The organism is Kitasatospora sp. NPDC005856 (genome assembly GCF_040629945.1).
Classification (GTDB): Bacteria; Actinomycetota; Actinomycetes; order Streptomycetales; family Streptomycetaceae; genus Kitasatospora.
Map to the genome: position 1 here is coordinate 14,851 of NZ_JBEXWT010000064.1, position 14,281 is coordinate 29,131.

10 protein-coding genes are annotated in these 14,281 nt (G+C 73.7%); 7 read left to right on the forward strand and 3 right to left on the reverse strand.

Translation table 11 applies throughout. From position 1 onward, the window contains the following. The first annotated feature begins 272 nt into the window (after positions 1-272). A complete protein-coding gene (locus ABZ449_RS30055) occupies positions 273-1,478 on the forward strand; it encodes a polysaccharide deacetylase family protein (RefSeq protein ID WP_360352470.1) in 1,206 nt (401 codons plus the stop codon). A gap of 1,279 nt (positions 1,479-2,757) precedes the next feature. On the opposite strand, the gene ABZ449_RS30060 is transcribed toward ABZ449_RS30055, so the two are convergent. Continuing rightward, positions 2,758-3,528 (reverse strand): aspartate/glutamate racemase family protein, encoded by a 771-nt coding sequence (locus tag ABZ449_RS30060; RefSeq protein ID WP_360352472.1) that lies wholly within the window; start codon positions 3,526-3,528, stop codon positions 2,758-2,760. A gap of 66 nt (positions 3,529-3,594) precedes the next feature. Here ABZ449_RS30060 and ABZ449_RS30065 point away from each other — a divergent pair, with 66 nt between their 5' ends. Both ABZ449_RS30065 and ABZ449_RS30070 read left to right on the forward strand, forming a co-directional pair. Beyond that, a complete protein-coding gene (locus ABZ449_RS30065) occupies positions 3,595-4,734 on the forward strand; it encodes a glycosyltransferase (RefSeq protein ID WP_360352522.1) in 1,140 nt (379 codons plus the stop codon). Positions 4,735-4,838: 104 nt separating this feature from the next. After that, positions 4,839-5,585 (forward strand): class I SAM-dependent methyltransferase, encoded by a 747-nt coding sequence (locus ABZ449_RS30070; protein ID WP_360352473.1) that lies wholly within the window; start codon positions 4,839-4,841, stop codon positions 5,583-5,585. Between the two features lie 352 nt (positions 5,586-5,937). Here ABZ449_RS30070 and ABZ449_RS30075 read toward each other — a convergent pair whose 3' ends face one another. Both ABZ449_RS30075 and ABZ449_RS30080 read right to left on the reverse strand, forming a co-directional pair. Then, positions 5,938-6,612: a thiol:disulfide interchange protein DsbA/DsbL gene (locus tag ABZ449_RS30075; RefSeq protein WP_360352475.1), complete on the reverse strand. Its 675-nt coding sequence runs from the start codon at positions 6,610-6,612 to the stop codon at positions 5,938-5,940. A gap of 167 nt (positions 6,613-6,779) precedes the next feature. Beyond that, positions 6,780-8,066: a glycosyltransferase family 4 protein gene (locus tag ABZ449_RS30080; protein WP_360352477.1), complete on the reverse strand. Its 1,287-nt coding sequence runs from the start codon at positions 8,064-8,066 to the stop codon at positions 6,780-6,782. Positions 8,067-8,512: 446 nt separating this feature from the next. On the opposite strand from ABZ449_RS30080, the gene mscL reads away from it, so the two are divergent. The 4 genes from mscL (at position 8,513) to ABZ449_RS30100 (ending at position 14,227) form a co-directional block, all read left to right on the forward strand. Next, entirely contained in the window at positions 8,513-8,959 is a 447-nt protein-coding gene (gene mscL, locus ABZ449_RS30085; RefSeq protein WP_360352479.1) for a large conductance mechanosensitive channel protein MscL, read from the forward strand. 420 nt (positions 8,960-9,379) lie between these two features. After that, complete coding sequence (locus ABZ449_RS30090; protein WP_360352481.1) at positions 9,380-10,150, forward strand: DUF6643 family protein; 771 nt, start codon at positions 9,380-9,382, stop codon at positions 10,148-10,150. A 193-nt stretch (positions 10,151-10,343) separates the two neighbouring features. Then, complete coding sequence (locus ABZ449_RS30095; RefSeq protein WP_360352483.1) at positions 10,344-11,219, forward strand: MOSC N-terminal beta barrel domain-containing protein; 876 nt, start codon at positions 10,344-10,346, stop codon at positions 11,217-11,219. A gap of 491 nt (positions 11,220-11,710) precedes the next feature. Further along, positions 11,711-14,227 carry a right-handed parallel beta-helix repeat-containing protein gene (locus tag ABZ449_RS30100; RefSeq protein ID WP_360352485.1) on the forward strand — a complete coding sequence of 839 codons (2,517 nt, stop codon included), beginning with the start codon at positions 11,711-11,713 and terminating at the stop codon, positions 14,225-14,227. Positions 14,228-14,281 lie beyond the last annotated feature (54 nt).

Consider the following 14,281-nt stretch of genomic DNA (forward strand, 5'->3'; position numbering starts at 1 on the left):
CGGCGGGGTTGCCACGGAGTGTGATCGAGACGTCGGCGCGGGCATTCCGGCTCCACAATCAGTCCACGAAAAATCCTCGTCCCCCCGGTACAACCATCCGTCCGGTGCAGCGGTCTCAATGGCATTGAGTGATCCAGGAGCCGTTCGAGGGCGGGCGTGAACCCCCACCGAGAACAGGAATATCCAGGAGCGGAGCCGCCGCCCCTGGAGTCGGAGGCCGGGCTCCGTCCTCCGGCGGTACCGCCACGCCGCTCGGCGAACGAGGGGGAACCGTGCCGCAGTCCCAGTCCATTACACCGACCTCCGTGGCCCGCGCCCGGCCGGCACCCGGCGTACGCGCGCTGCCCCCGCCCGTCGTCCGACCCACGGACCGGCGAGATACCGGCCGGCCCGCCGACTGCCCGGCCGCCGACCGCCTGCACGGCGGGCACCTTCACGACGGGCATCTTCACGACGGGCATCTTCACGGCGAACACCGCCATGGCGAGCAACGGCATGGCGGGCACCGGGACAGCGGGCACCGGGACGGCGGGGGCCGTTACCGGGCGGCCGTCGACACGGAACAGCAGGACGCTCGGGGCGAATGGCTGCGGTTCGCCCCCGTCCAGCCGCTGTTCCGGGCCCGGGCGGCCCAGCGGCTCGCCGTGCTCGCCTACCACGGGGTGACCGACCACCGCTCCTTCGGCGCCCAGCTCGACCGCCTCCAGCGGCTCGCCACACCCGTCTCGCTCGGCGCGGTCCTCCAGGCCGTGACCGAGCGGCGGCCGCTACCACCCCGGAGCGTCCTGGTCACGTTCGACGACGCCGACCGAAGCGTGCTCACCCACGCCCTGCCGGCCCTCGACGCCCGGGGCATTCCGGCCACCGCGTTCGTCATCTCCGAGCTCATCGGTACCGAGCGGCCGTTCTGGTGGCACGAGGCCGACTTCCTGGCCCGGCACGGGGGCCGGGCCCGCTCGCTCGAATGCGGGCACCCGTCCCAGCTGCTCCGGCGACTCAAGGCCATGCCGGACCCGGACCGTCGGCGCAGCCTGCACGAGCTGCGGGTCAGCGCCGACCGTCGGCCTCCCCGCCAGGAGCAGCTGACCCCCGCCGACCTGCTCGCCCTGCGGGACGGGGGCGTCGCCATCGGCAACCACACCCAGGGGCACCCGTGCCTCGGGCGCTGCGACGACGACACCGTGCGCACCGAGATCACCGGCGCGCACGAGGCCCTCACCCGCTGGCTGGGCGAGCAACCGATCGCCTTCGCCTACCCGGACGGCGGCCACGACGTCCGTGCCGAGACCGTCCTGCAGGAGCTCGGCTACCGCCTCGGCTTCCTCTCCGACCACCGCCTGGGCCCCCGGCTCCCCTCCCATCCCCTCCAGATCAGTCGCCTCCAGGTCGACTCCACCACCAGTACCCGCCGCTTCGACACCATCCTCTCCGGCCTGGAACCCGCCTACCGCCGCTGGCGCCGCCAAGCCGTCGCCTAGCGGGGGCAGCAGGCACCACCTGCGCGCAGGAAGTCGGCCAGATCGACTTCCTGCGCGCACCAAGAATCAGCCACGCCGGCTTTCAATCCAGACCATCGCCCCGCGTGAGAAGTCGACCAGATCGACTTCTCACGCACCCGCCCCCAGAAATTGCCGACCCAGCCCACGTCCCCTCCCGAACAAAAAGCCAACTCCACGAGCTTCCCCCGCAGGCAGACATCCCTCACCGCGAGAAGTCGGCCCGGCCGACTTCTCGCGCACGGCACGCCAGCCGCCCATCATCCAGCGCGAATCCATGCGCGTAGATCCACCACCCCGGTGCCCGCCCCGGCGCCCACCCCGCGCACAACAGCCCCAGCACGAGAAGTCGGCCGGATCGATGTCCCACGCAGCGAGAGCGCCCGGGCCGGCAATCAGAGGAACTCGGCGACGGGACCGCTGGCACCCCCGGCCACCCCTGGCCCAGGAAGTCGGCCACATCGACTTCTCGCACAGCGGGAGCGTCCGGACCGGCGGCCTCCCAAGCCCCAAGCGACCAGGCAGCGAAACCCTGGCGACCCCCACGCCACACAGGAAGTCGACCGGATCGACTTCCTGCACGCCGTAAGCATCCGGGGCGGGCGATCGCAAGGCCTCGGGAGGGCAAGATGTGAAGCCACAGCGCCGCAACACGGAACAGGAAGTCGACGGAGCCGACTTCCCATGCGCGCCACGCCACGGGCCTCACGCGCAGCGCGACTCTATGCGCATAGATCACCCGACACCCGCCCCACGCGCAGCAACCCGAGCCAAGCCCGCAGCCGCCACCGCGCGGAAGGTCGGCCAGATCGACTTCCCGTGTAGCGAGAGGACCCGGGCCGGCAATCAGAAGACCCCAGCGAACGGGCACCGGAGCCCCGGCCACCCCGACACTGCACAGGGAGTCGGGCGGGTCGACTTCTCATGCACGCTCACTCGAGGGCGAATTCTATGCGCATAGACTCGGCCGGTCGCTGCGCAGGAAGTCGACAGGGCCGACTTTCCGCGCACTGAGAGGAGGCGTGCTGCGCTGCGGTCGCATCCGGGTGCGGTGCGGGACGTCGACCGGGTCGGCCGCTCGCGCGCTGTCCGGAAGCCGGGATCGTCGGCGCGCCAGAAGTCGGCCACGTCGACTTCCCGTGCGCGCCGGCAGAGGAGAGGCGCCTGCACCCACCCTCGCTCTACACGCAGAGACGAGCGAGCGAAGCGTGAGAAGTCGGCCGGGCCGACTTCTCACGCGCTGGTCGACGGCTGCTCGGGGTCAGCCGATGAGTGTGGCGAGGGCGTTGCCCTGGGGGTAGAGGGTGGCGGCCGGGGGGAGGTTGGCGGGGGCTCCGGCGTGGAGGACGGTGAGCGTGCCGGTGCCCGTCCGCGTGGGGTCGGCGACGCGACGCAGGGCCTGGGCGGCCACGGCACCCGCGGAGCCGAGAAGGGTGAGCCCCGGCGAGGCGGTCGGGGCGACCGCGGCGCGGATGCGCTCGTCGACGAGTTCGTAGTGGGTGCAGCCGAGCACGATGACGTCGGTCCCGACCGGCGTCCGGGCGGCGGCATCGGCGATGGCGGCGGTGATGGCCTCGTCGTCGCCGTGTTCGACCGCGTCCGCGAGTCCGGGGCAGGCGACCTCGGTGACGTCCGCCGAACCGCCGAAGTCGCGGATCAGCCCGCGCTGGTAGGCGCTGCCGGTGGTGGCCGGGGTGGCCCAGATGGCGACCCGGCCGCCCTGCGCGGCGGCGGGCTTGATCGCCGGGACGGTGCCGATCACCGGGAGCCCGGGCTCGAGCTCGGCCCGCAGTGCGGTGAGCGCGTGCACGGAGGCGGTGTTGCAGGCGATCACCAGCGCGTCGGGTTCGAGCGCGGCGGCGGCCCGGCAGCAGCCGAGGGCCAGCTCCGTGACCTCTTCCGGCGTACGCGGCCCCCACGGCATCGAGGCCGGGTTGGAAGAGAGCACCAGATCCACGTCCGGGCGCAGCTTCCGAAGGGCGGCGGCGGCGGCCAGCAGGCCGATTCCGGAGTCCATCAGTGCGATCTTCACGGGTCAAGACTTTAGTCGATCCGCCCGCCGGGCCCGGTTCTGCGGCAGACTGCCGGGGTGACCGTCCTGCTGTGGATCGCCGCGTTCTCCCTGCTGGTCTGGCTCTGGCTGGCGTGCTGCCACGGTTCGTTCTGGCGCACCGACGTGCGACTGCCGCCGCGCCGCCCGCCGGTCCGCTGGCCGCAGGCGGCGATCGTGGTGCCGGCCCGGGACGAGGCCTCGGTGCTTCCCGTGAGTCTGCCGACGCTGCTCGCGCAGAAGTACCCGGGGCGGGCCCGGGTGATCCTGGTGGACGACCACAGTTCGGACGGCACCGGCGCACTGGCGGCGGAGCTGCGGACGATCGACGGGCTGGAGCTGACCGTCACCACCCCTCCCCCGCTGCCGCCGGGCTGGACCGGCAAGCTGTGGGCGTTGCGGCACGGCGTGGCGCTGGCCGGTCCGGACGTCGAGTACCTGCTGCTGACGGACGCCGACATCGCGCACGGCCCGGATTCGCTGGCCGAACTGGTGTCCGCCGCCGAGAGCAACGGGCTGGACCTGGTGTCGCAGATGGCCCGCCTGCGGGTGGAGACCGGCTGGGAGCGGCTGATCGTGCCGGCCTTCGTGTACTTCTTCGCCCAGCTGTACCCGTTCCGCCGGAGCAACCGCCCGGCTTCCCGGACGGCGGCCGCGGCCGGCGGCTGCTCACTGGTGCGGCGCGAGGCGCTGGAGCGGGCGGGCGGCGTGGCCGCGATCCGGGGCGCGGTGATCGACGACGTGTCGCTGGCCCGCGCGGTGAAGTCCACCGGCGGCCGGACCTGGCTGGGCCTGGCCGACGACGTGGACAGCGTGCGCCCGTACCCGCGGCTGGAACAGCTCTGGCGGATGGTCTCGCGCAGCGCCTACGCCCAGCTCAGGCACTCGCCTCCACTGCTGCTCGGGACGGTGTTGGGGCTGGCGCTGGTCTATCTGGTGCCGCCGGTGGCGACGGTGGCCGGCCTGGTGGCGGAGGTGCCGGCGGTGGCGGCCGCGGGCGGGGCGGCGTGGGCACTGATGGCGGGCACGTACCTACCGATGGTTCGGTACTACGGGCAGCCGGCCGCGGCCGTGCTGCTGTTGCCGTTCACCGCGGGGCTGTACCTGCTGATGACGGTGGACTCGGCAGTGCAGCACTGGCGCGGCCGGGGTGCGGCGTGGAAGGGCCGGACGTACTCCCGGGCCTGAGGAGCCCCGTACACGGAAACCTCCTACACCGAATCCTCCTGCGCCGGAACCTCCTGCGCCGAAACCCCCTGCACGGTGGGCCCGCCCCGTTCCATACTGTTCGAATGGACCGTCAGCAGATCTCCCGCCTCGCCCATGCCCGACACCCGATCGCGGCCCCGTTGGCGGACGAGTCCGTGGCCCGGCTGCTGGACCGCGCCACGGCCGGGACGGAGCAGGGCCGGGCCCTGGACCTGGGCTGCGGTGAGGGCGCCTGGCTACTCCGGACGCTGGCCGCCCACCCGGGCTGGCGGGCGGTGGGCGTGGACCTGGACGCGGCGGCGCTGACCCGGGCCCGGGAGACCGCGACCGCGCTCGGTGCGGTCCGCCGGATCGGCCTGCACCACCTGGACGTACGGGAGTTCACCGCGAGGGAGCCGTTCGACCTGGTGCTGTGCGTCGGCGCCACCCACGCGTTCGACGGCCTGCTGCCGACGCTCGCCGCAGCCCGCGAACTCCTGGCCCCGGGTGGCCGGTTGCTGGTAGGTGACGGGTTCTGGCAGCGCGAGCCGTCGCAGGCGGCACTGGACGGGCTGGGCGCGACCCGCGAGGACTTCGTGGATCTGGCGACGACCACCGACCGGGTCCTCGCGGACGGCTGGACACCGGTGTTCGGTCATGTCAGCACCGAACAGGAGTGGGACGACTACGAGTTCTCCTGGACGGGTTCGCTGGCCGAGTGGGCGCTGGACCACCCGGACCACCCGGACGCGGCGACCGCCCGCGAAGCCGCGGACCGGCACCGCACCGAGTGGCTGCACGGCTACCGGGGGACGCTCGGCTTCGTCACCTACCTGCTGCGCCGCGACTGACACGGCCGAATCCGCGTCACCCTCAAACGGCCCCTGCAGCGATCGGCTGCTTCCGGATCCGCGGGAGGAAGTCGTCGATCAGTGGGGCGATTTCGGGCAGCTCCCCCTCCGACGCGAGGTGCCCGGCGCCGAAGGGGTGCAGCTCGGCCCCGGGCCGGTTTCGCGGTGGCAGAAGCGCAGACCGTCGATGCCACGTGGCGGTGGTGGACGTGCGGGTTCGTCAGCTCGCTCACACCGGCTATCGAACGCCAGCCGAGTGGTCCGGAACGACGCTTGTCCGGCAAATCGCCTGCCGGACACGGCACATGGGATGGTCGATCCGATGTCACCGCGGTGACCGGGAGCACGGGGCTCAGTGGCGGTGTTCCTGCTCCTGCTGCACCAGGTGGTCGAGCACCTCGGGGATCGCCTCGACTCCGCCGGCCTGGGTCGGCGAGGTGCGGTACTCGCCCTGGACGATGACCGTCGGCAGCTCGTTGACGCCGTAGCGGGTGAAGGCGGCGGCTGCCTCGTTGACCGACCGGCTCACTGCGGCGGAGCGGTAGGCGCGGCCGAACGCCTGGGCGTCGACGCCGTTGCGCACCGCCCAAGCGGTGGCGGCGGACTCGGTGGTGAGGTCGAGGCCCTCGGTGTGCACGGCCCGGAACGCGCCGGTCTGGAGGCGGCCCACCAGGCCGAGCCGATCCAGCGCGTAGTAGAGCCGGGCGTGGCCGCGTTGCGCGGCCTCGTCCTGGCTGCCGGGCCAGATGGCCGGGATCCGGCGCAAGGCGACATCGGCGCTGTGCTTCTCCGCCCAGGCCTGCAAGGGCTGTTCGAGCGCCTGGGAGTGGCTGCAGTCGTACCAGAAGAATTCGACCGCCTCGGTCCGGGCGCTCTCGCGCACGGGCTGGGAGTGGTCGAGTTTGACGAACTTGGCTCCCTCTACCGGGGGTTGGTGGGTCATCGCGCCGGCCTGGACGGGGGACGCGGCAATCCCGACGGCGACGGCGAGCAGGACGGTGGACCGCAGCAGCGACTTCGAGTTCACATCGGGCAGTGTGCTGGTGAAGGGTCGCTACCGACCGGTTGCTGCGGCGCACGCAGGGCCGGATTCGCCCTAACGGCGTATCCGAGCCCTCGCCCATTGACGGGCCGGACCACCCGACAAGGCCGACAGGGCCGACAGGGCCGACAGGGCCGACAGGGCCGACAGGGTCAGCGGGCCGCCTCCGCGCCCGCCGTCCACACCTCGGCGACCAGCTGCTGCCAGGCGTCCACGACGGCCCCCAGCTCGAAGTGCTCCAGGGCGTGCGCCCGGGCCGCCGCACCCAGGCCCGCCCGGTTGACCGCCAGCACCTTGCCCAGCGCCTCGGCGAGGGCGAGCGGGTCCCCGGGGGCGACCACCGCACCGGTCGCACCGTCGCGGACCACCTCGCGCACCCAGCCGACGTCCGTGGCCACGGCGGGGACCCCGGCCAGTGCCGCCTCGATCAGCGCACCGGGCACGCCCTCGCTGTCGCTGGTCAGCAGCAGCGCGTCGGCGGCGCGGTAGAGCGGGGCCGGGTCGGACAGCGGGCCGAGGAAGTGGGCACGGGCGGCGGCCGGGTGGCGGGCCAGCGTCTCGCGCAGCGGTCCGTCGCCGGCGATGGCGAGCCGGACGTCGGGCAGCCGGTCGAGCACGTCGAGGGCGAGGTCGAGCCGCTTCTCGGGGGATATCGCCCCGATCCAGGCGACCAGCAACACGTCGGCCGGCAGGCCCAGCTCGTGCCGCGCGGCACGCCGGTCGTCCCGGCCGTCGGCGGGCGGATAGCTCTCTGCGGCACGGGAGTTGTGGATCACGTGAACCTTGCCCTCGGGCAGCCGGAACTGCTCTTCCAGAACGACGCGCGCCTCGTCGGTGAGGGTGGTGACGGCAGCCGCGCGGTGCATCAGAGCGCCACCGCGCACCCGGCGCAACCGGTTGGCGGTCCAGTAGCGCGGGTGGCCGACCGAGACGTAGACGAAGGGCGTACGGGTCCCTGCCAGGGCGAGGGCACAGGCGGCCAGGGTGTCCGAGCCGTGGGCGAGCACCACGTCGGCGGCGCGGGAGGCGGCGCGCAGCGCCCGCAGGGTGCTCGGGTGCAGCCGGCCGGGGCCCAGCACGGCGGCGGAGCGCAACCCGGCGGCAGCGCAGTCGACGGGGCCCCGGCCCGCGGAGCCGGAGGCCCGGGACGCGGAATCGGCGTCCAGGCCGGCGGAGTCGGGACCCTGGCCCGAGGGATCGGCGTCCCGGCCGACGGAGCCGGGGCCCGGGCCTGAGGAGTCCCGCCCCGACTCGAGGGGGCCGCAGTGGACGGCCAGGTGCGGGGCGAGAGCGCACAGTGCGGAGGACTGCCCCCGACGGATCAGTTCCCGGTGGAGGTCACGGGCGAAGTTCTGTGCGCCGCCACGGCGTGAGTCGCTGATCAGGTGCAGGACACGCGGACGGTTTCCGGCCGGATCGGCCGACAAATGGTCGGGCATGGACCGACCTTGGCACAGTGCTCCGTCCGGTACATCCCCTTCGCGCAACCTGATGGTGGCCCATCCGCCCGCGCTTGTACACCCGATGTGCGCCACAGGGCCTCCGTCGTGCGCCGGATGCGACCGCTGTGCGCCCCGTCTCGCCCCCTGCCGCGCTCCGGTTCACCCCGTCGCGCCGGGTCGGCGCCGCCTCCGTCATGCGTATGCCCCTGTCAAATGCGGTGTCGTGCCGCACAGTTGGACCGGACGTTCGACCGCCGAAAGGCCGGTACGCGGAGCGCCCCCGCCCAGCCCGGCCAGTCGGCGCCGGGCCCTGCGGCGGTTACCCGGTTCGGGTGAACGCGGTTGGACCTCGGCCCGGGCCGCTCGGCAGGATGTCCAGCCGGGGGCGGCACCCGCCGTGCCGCCCCATCTCCCCCTTCTTCGTACGGATTTGGAGTCACCCGGTGTTCAAGGGATTCCGCAGCTTCCTGCTGCGCGGGAACGTGGTGGACCTCGCGGTCGGCATCGTGATCGGCGCGTCCTTCACCGCCGTCGTCACCGGGTTCGTCAGCGCCTTCCTCACCCCGCTGGTCGGCGTCGCGTCCGGTGCCGTCGGCGACTTCACCCAGAAGACCTTCGAGGTGGCCGGCGCCCGGTTCCCGTACGGTGTCTTCGTCAACGCCGTCATCGGCTTCGTGCTGACCGCGGCGGTCATCTACTTCGTCGTGGTGCTGCCCGTCGGCAAGCTCCAGGCCCGCTTCGAATCGGCCAAGCCGGCGCCGGCCGCGAAGGTGGACTGCCCGGAGTGCCTGAGCTCGATCCCGGCCGCCGCGACCCGGTGCTCCTTCTGCACCTCCGAGGTCGGCAAGCCGGGCCTGCCCGCACAGGCCCAGGCGCTGCAGTCGCACTGACCGGCGCCATCGGGCGACATCGAGCCGAGAGCGCAGGTCAGCACCGGGCCGAGAGCGCAGGTCGCAGGCCTGTGAGCGAACGCCCGGAGAACTGACGGGGACTTTATTCCCGAAACATTCACGAGCCCTCGCCGCCCCCGTGGCGGGGGCTCGAATGCGCCCGCGCACGCCCCGTCCGGGAAAAGTTTCTCCGCGGGACCCCCGACCGTCCACCGGCCGGTCACCACAAGGGCTTCCGGGGACTCCGTCCGGCCACCGTTCGACCACTGACGGGGCGCCAAGGTTGTCCGGAACCGGACGCCGGAATGTCCGTCTTTACGACTTTCGAAACCTTTGTGCGAGCGAAGACTGTGTAAACACTCGAACTGCTCCCCCTCCCGCTCTCCTCAGCAGGCTCGTTGTGGGCTTACCGTATGGCCCATGACCTCGCCCCGCTCCTACGACGGAGTCGGCTACCCCTCTCCGTCCTTCTCCTCCGGCACGCCGATCTACGACAGCCTCGTGGCTGAGCGCGGCGTCCCCCAGATCGCGCCCATCAACGTGCCGGCCGCCCTGCCGCCGGCACTGTCGTCCGGTTACGGATCCGGCCTCGGCCAGTCCTACGAGAACCGGTACGGCAACGGGTACGAGAGTGCCGGCAGCAACCTCCCCGCGCTGCCGCCCGCCCGCCTCGCCCTGGGTCCCGGCCCGAGCAGCGGTCCCTCCGCCGGCCCCGCCACGGCGTACATCCCCGCGCAGCCCGCGCCGGCGTACGCCGCCCCCCAGCCGCCGGTCCCCGGCTACGGCGCGCCCCAGCCGTACCAGCGACCGCAGCCCAGCGCCCCGGCCTTCGCCCAGGCCACCGGCGGTGGCTACCAGCCGACCGGCGGCCAGAGCTTCGGCGGCCAGAACACCTTCATCGGCGCCCAGGGCGGCCCACAGACCTTCGGTGCGCAGCCGGCCGGCGGCCAGGGTGGCTTCGCCCAGGGACAGCCCGCCGGTCCGCAGGGCTTCGGCGGCCAGCAGTCCTTCGGCGGGCCGAGCGCCGCGGGCCCCGGCCCCCAGGGCCAGGGCGGCGACCAGTCCTTCGGTGGCGCCCAGCTGCGCCCCGCCATGGCGCCGGTCCGCCCGATGCAGCCGCAGCGCCCGGGCCAGTACGGCGAGCCCGGCCAGTTCCAGGGCGGCTACCAGCCGCAGGGCCAGGGCTACTGAACCACCTCCCCGAGGCCGTCCCCCACACGGCCCACACCCGCACCACCTGAGCACCACCCGGCGCCCCGCGCGCCGGGCGAACGGAGAAACGGGTCATCCACGGACCGCCCGGAACGCCCCCACGGCGTCCGGGCGGTCCGTGCGCGTACGGGGCCCTTCCCGGCGGGCCGGGACCGGCTGGCAGGATGGGGGGATGCAGCTCACCGGACTCCATGTCTACCCCGTCAAGTCGATGTACCGCCTGAGCCCGGACACCGCCGTGGTCCACCCCTGGGGCCTGGCCGGAGACCGCCGCTGGATGCTCGCCGACACGACCGGACGGTTCGTCAGCCAGCGCGAGAACCCGGCCCTCGGGCAGGTCCGCGCGGGAGTGCTGCCCGAAGGCGCCCTCTCCCTGACCACCCCCGACGGCTCCCGGATCGAGGTCGCCGCCCCCACCGCCGCGGCCGGCGACCCGCTCGCCGACGTCGAGGTCTGGGGCACCCGTTTCCGCGCCGCCGAGGCCGACAAGGAGACGCACCAGTGGATCGCCGAGCACCTCGGCGACTACCGCCTGGTGCACCTGGACGACCCGCGCGCCCGGCCCGTCGACCCCGAGTACGGCGGGCCCGGCGACATCGTCTCGATGGCCGACGGATTCCCGCTGCTGCTCACCACCACCGCGTCGCTGGACCGGCTCAACGAGCTGATCACCGCGGAGAACCCGGACGGCCACGAGACCCTGCCGATGGAGCGCTTCCGCCCGAACGTGGTGGTCGGCGGCGCCGAGCCGTGGGCCGAGGACACCTGGAGCCGGATCCGGATCGGCACGGTCACCTTCAAGGTGGTCAAGCCCTGCGGCCGCTGCGTGGTCACCACCACCGACCAGGAGACCGGCGAGCGGCGGGGCAAGGAACCGCTGCGCACCCTGGCCCGCCACCACCGGCTGCTGCGCAAGGCCTCGTTCGGACAGAACCTGATCCCCGAGCGACCGGCCGGCGTCGAGGGCGACGAGCTCGGCACGCTGCGGGTGGGCGACGCGGTCGAGGTGCTGGAGGCCGGGGCGCACTGGCCGGCCGACGGGCGCTGACCGTGGGCGGGGGCTGAGCGTGGGCGGGCGCTGAGTGCGTGAACGGGGGCTGAGTGCGTGGGGGGGGCGGCGAACACCCGGGCGGCGGGCGACCGGCACCGGGAGACTTCTCCGGGAGGGCGAACCGTAACCGGTTCGGCTTCGGCGGAGTGGCCCGTGCCGACCGCCGCACCGTCCGCCGCACCGACCTCGCGTACCGACCGCCCGTGCCGACTTCCCGGGCCGCTCGGCGGGGCGGGGCATCCGCCGACCGACGCCAGGCGCGCCCCGCGCTCCGGAACCGGCGCGTCCCGGGCGGAACCACCGCTGTGCGCGCTCGTTGAAACAAGTGGTCGGAACCTGTGGCGGCGCTGAACGCTACCGGTGTCCGCGCGACCGCGGGCGGCCGGACCACCCACCTGGGCGCGCTACGGTGGGCGGGCGGCCCGCGCACCCCCGCGCGTTCGGCCCGTTGATCGCCGGCTCGACGAAGGTGGGGACGACAGACCGTCATGGCTGAGCACAGGGTCCGGGTCACCCAGGACAGCGCATCCCGCTGGCGTCGCCGCGCGGGCGAGTACGACACGCTCGCGGAGGCCCTGGCCGCCGCCGAACCGGGCGACACCGTGACCGTTCGTCCGGGCACCTTCCGGGAGAACGTCGTCCTGGACAAGCCCGTGACGATCGTCCCGGCCCAGGGCCCGGGGACGGTCCGGATCGACCCGCCCTCCGGGGTGGCGCTCACCGTGACCGCCGCCGCGACCGTGCGCGACCTGGTCGTCGAGGGCGGCGACAGCTCCACCCCCGCCGTCCTGGTCACCGGGCCGGAGGCGCGACCCTCCTTCAGCGGCTGCCGGATCGAGACCCGCTCGGCCACGGGGATCGAGGTCACCGGCGGCGCCCGGCCGACCCTGCGCGGCTGCGTGGTCGCCAACCCGGGCGGGCTCGGACTGCGGCTGCGCGGCGCGGACACCGCCGCCGCCTTCGAGGACTGCGAGGTCGCCGCCGCCGGCCAGGCCGGACTGGCCGTCCTCGGCGGGGCCACCGCCGTCCTGGACCGCTGCCGCGTCCACCACGCCTCCGGCGCAGGCGTCCTGCTCTCCGACCCCGGCAGCGCCGCCGAGCTGACCGGCTGCGAGATCTACGAGATCCGCGGCAGCGGCGTACAGGCCGAGGCGCAGGCCGGCGGGCGACTGATCGACTGCGAGATCCACCGGGTCACCGGCAACGGGCTGACCCTGGACGGCGAGGCCGAGCTGGTGCTCACCGGCTGCCGGGTGCACGACCTGCCGGAGAACGGCGCCGACCTGCGCGGACGCGCCCGGCTGAGCCTCGCCAACAGCACCGTCCGGGACTTCGGGCGCGGGGCCCTGTCGATCTGGGACCAGGGCACCGAGGCCGTCGCCGAGTCCTGCCAGATCCACGGCTCGACCGGCGAGTATCCCGCGCTGTGGGTCAGCGACGGCGCCCGGCTCACCCTCACCGACTGCTCGCTGCACGACCTGCCGGACGCCCTGTTCGTCCTCGACCGTGACTCCGCCGCCACCGCCGAGGGCTGCTCGTTCAGCCGGATCCGCAGCTCGGCGGTCTCGGTCAGCGGCGGGGCCACCGTCGCCCTCGCCTCCTGCCGGGTGCAGGAGGCGGGCACCGGGCTTTGGTTCCGCGACCACGGCAGCGGCGGACTGCTCACCGACTGCGAGATCTCCGACGTGGCCACCGGCGTGATCGTCACCAAGGGCGCCGACCCGGTGCTCCGCGACTGCACCGTACGGGCCAGCACGGACGCCGGGGTGTACGTCTCGGCGCAGGGGCGGGGCACCTTCGAGGACTGCCGAGTCTCCCAGGGCAAGGGCTTCGGCTTCCACATCATCGACGGTTGCCGGACCCAGCTCACCCGGTGCCGGGCTGAGCACAACCAGCGGGCCGGGTTCGAGTTCTCCGAGCCGGGGCCGGTCACCGAGGGGTGCATCTCGGACGACGTCGCGGCCGCTCCGGTGCCGGCCGCTCCCGCCGCCCCCGGTGGCGGGGCAGGGCCGGGACCGGGTCCCGGGCTCGGGTCCGGGCCGGCGTCCGGACGCGGCCCGGGGCTGGGGGCACCCTTCGGATCTCCCGAGGTGCCGGCGCCCCGGACGGCCCAACTATCGGCGGCAGCCGCGGTGTTGGCAGCACCCGCGGCGAGCGGCTCGGCGGCGATCGCACCGATCCCGGACTGCCGGCCGGCCGAGGAAGCGCTCGCCGAGCTGGACTCCCTGGTCGGACTGGCCACGGTGAAACAGGAGGTGCGCACCCTGATCGACCTGATCTCGGTCGGCCGGCGCCGACGCCAGGCCGGGCTCAAGGCGCCCTCGCTGCGCCGACACCTGGTCTTCACCGGGGCACCGGGCACCGGCAAGACCACCGTCGCCCGGCTCTACGGCGAGATCCTCGCCTCGCTCGGCGTGCTCCAGCGCGGGCACCTGGTCGAGGTGGCCCGGGTGGACCTGGTCGGCGAGCACATCGGCTCCACCGCGATCCGCACGGCCGCCGCCTTCGACCGGGCCCGCGGCGGGGTGCTCTTCATCGACGAGGCGTACGCGCTCGCGCCCGAGGACGGGGCGCGGGACTTCGGGCGCGAGGCGATCGACACCCTGGTCAAGCTGATGGAGGACCACCGGGACGAGGTGGTCGTCATCGTGGCCGGCTACACCGCCGAGATGGAGCGCTTCCTCTCCGCCAACCCCGGTGTCTCGTCCCGCTTCTCCCGCACCATCGGGTTCCCCGACTACACGGCGGACGAGCTCCTGGAGATCGCCCGGGCACAGTGCGCCGAACACGAGTACGCGCTCTCCGAGGAGACGGAGAAGGCACTGCTGGAACACTTCGGCGGGCTGGAGCGCGGGCCCAACTTCGGCAACGGGCGCACCGCGCGGCAGGTCTTCGAGACCATGGTCGAGCGGCACGCGGTACGGGTCGCCCACCTCGCGAACCCGTCCACGGAGGAGCTCCAGCTACTCGTCCCGGCCGACCTGCCGACGGCGTCGCTTCCGTAGCGGCGTCGCTTCCGTAGCGGCGGGGGGAGCGGCGCGGCAGGGGGAGCAGCGCGG

Excerpts from the sequence above, each read along its gene's own strand:
- ABZ449_RS30095 (WP_360352483.1), top strand. The coding sequence starts at position 10,344 with ATGCAGCTCACCGGACTCCATGTCTACCCCGTCAAGTCGATGTACCGC.
- ABZ449_RS30090 (WP_360352481.1), top strand. The coding sequence starts at position 9,380 with ATGACCTCGCCCCGCTCCTACGACGGAGTCGGCTACCCCTCTCCGTCC.
- ABZ449_RS30100 (WP_360352485.1), top strand. The coding sequence starts at position 11,711 with ATGGCTGAGCACAGGGTCCGGGTCACCCAGGACAGCGCATCCCGCTGG.
- ABZ449_RS30080 (WP_360352477.1), bottom strand. The coding sequence starts at position 8,066 with ATGCCCGACCATTTGTCGGCCGATCCGGCCGGAAACCGTCCGCGTGTC.
- ABZ449_RS30070 (WP_360352473.1), top strand. The coding sequence starts at position 4,839 with ATGGACCGTCAGCAGATCTCCCGCCTCGCCCATGCCCGACACCCGATC.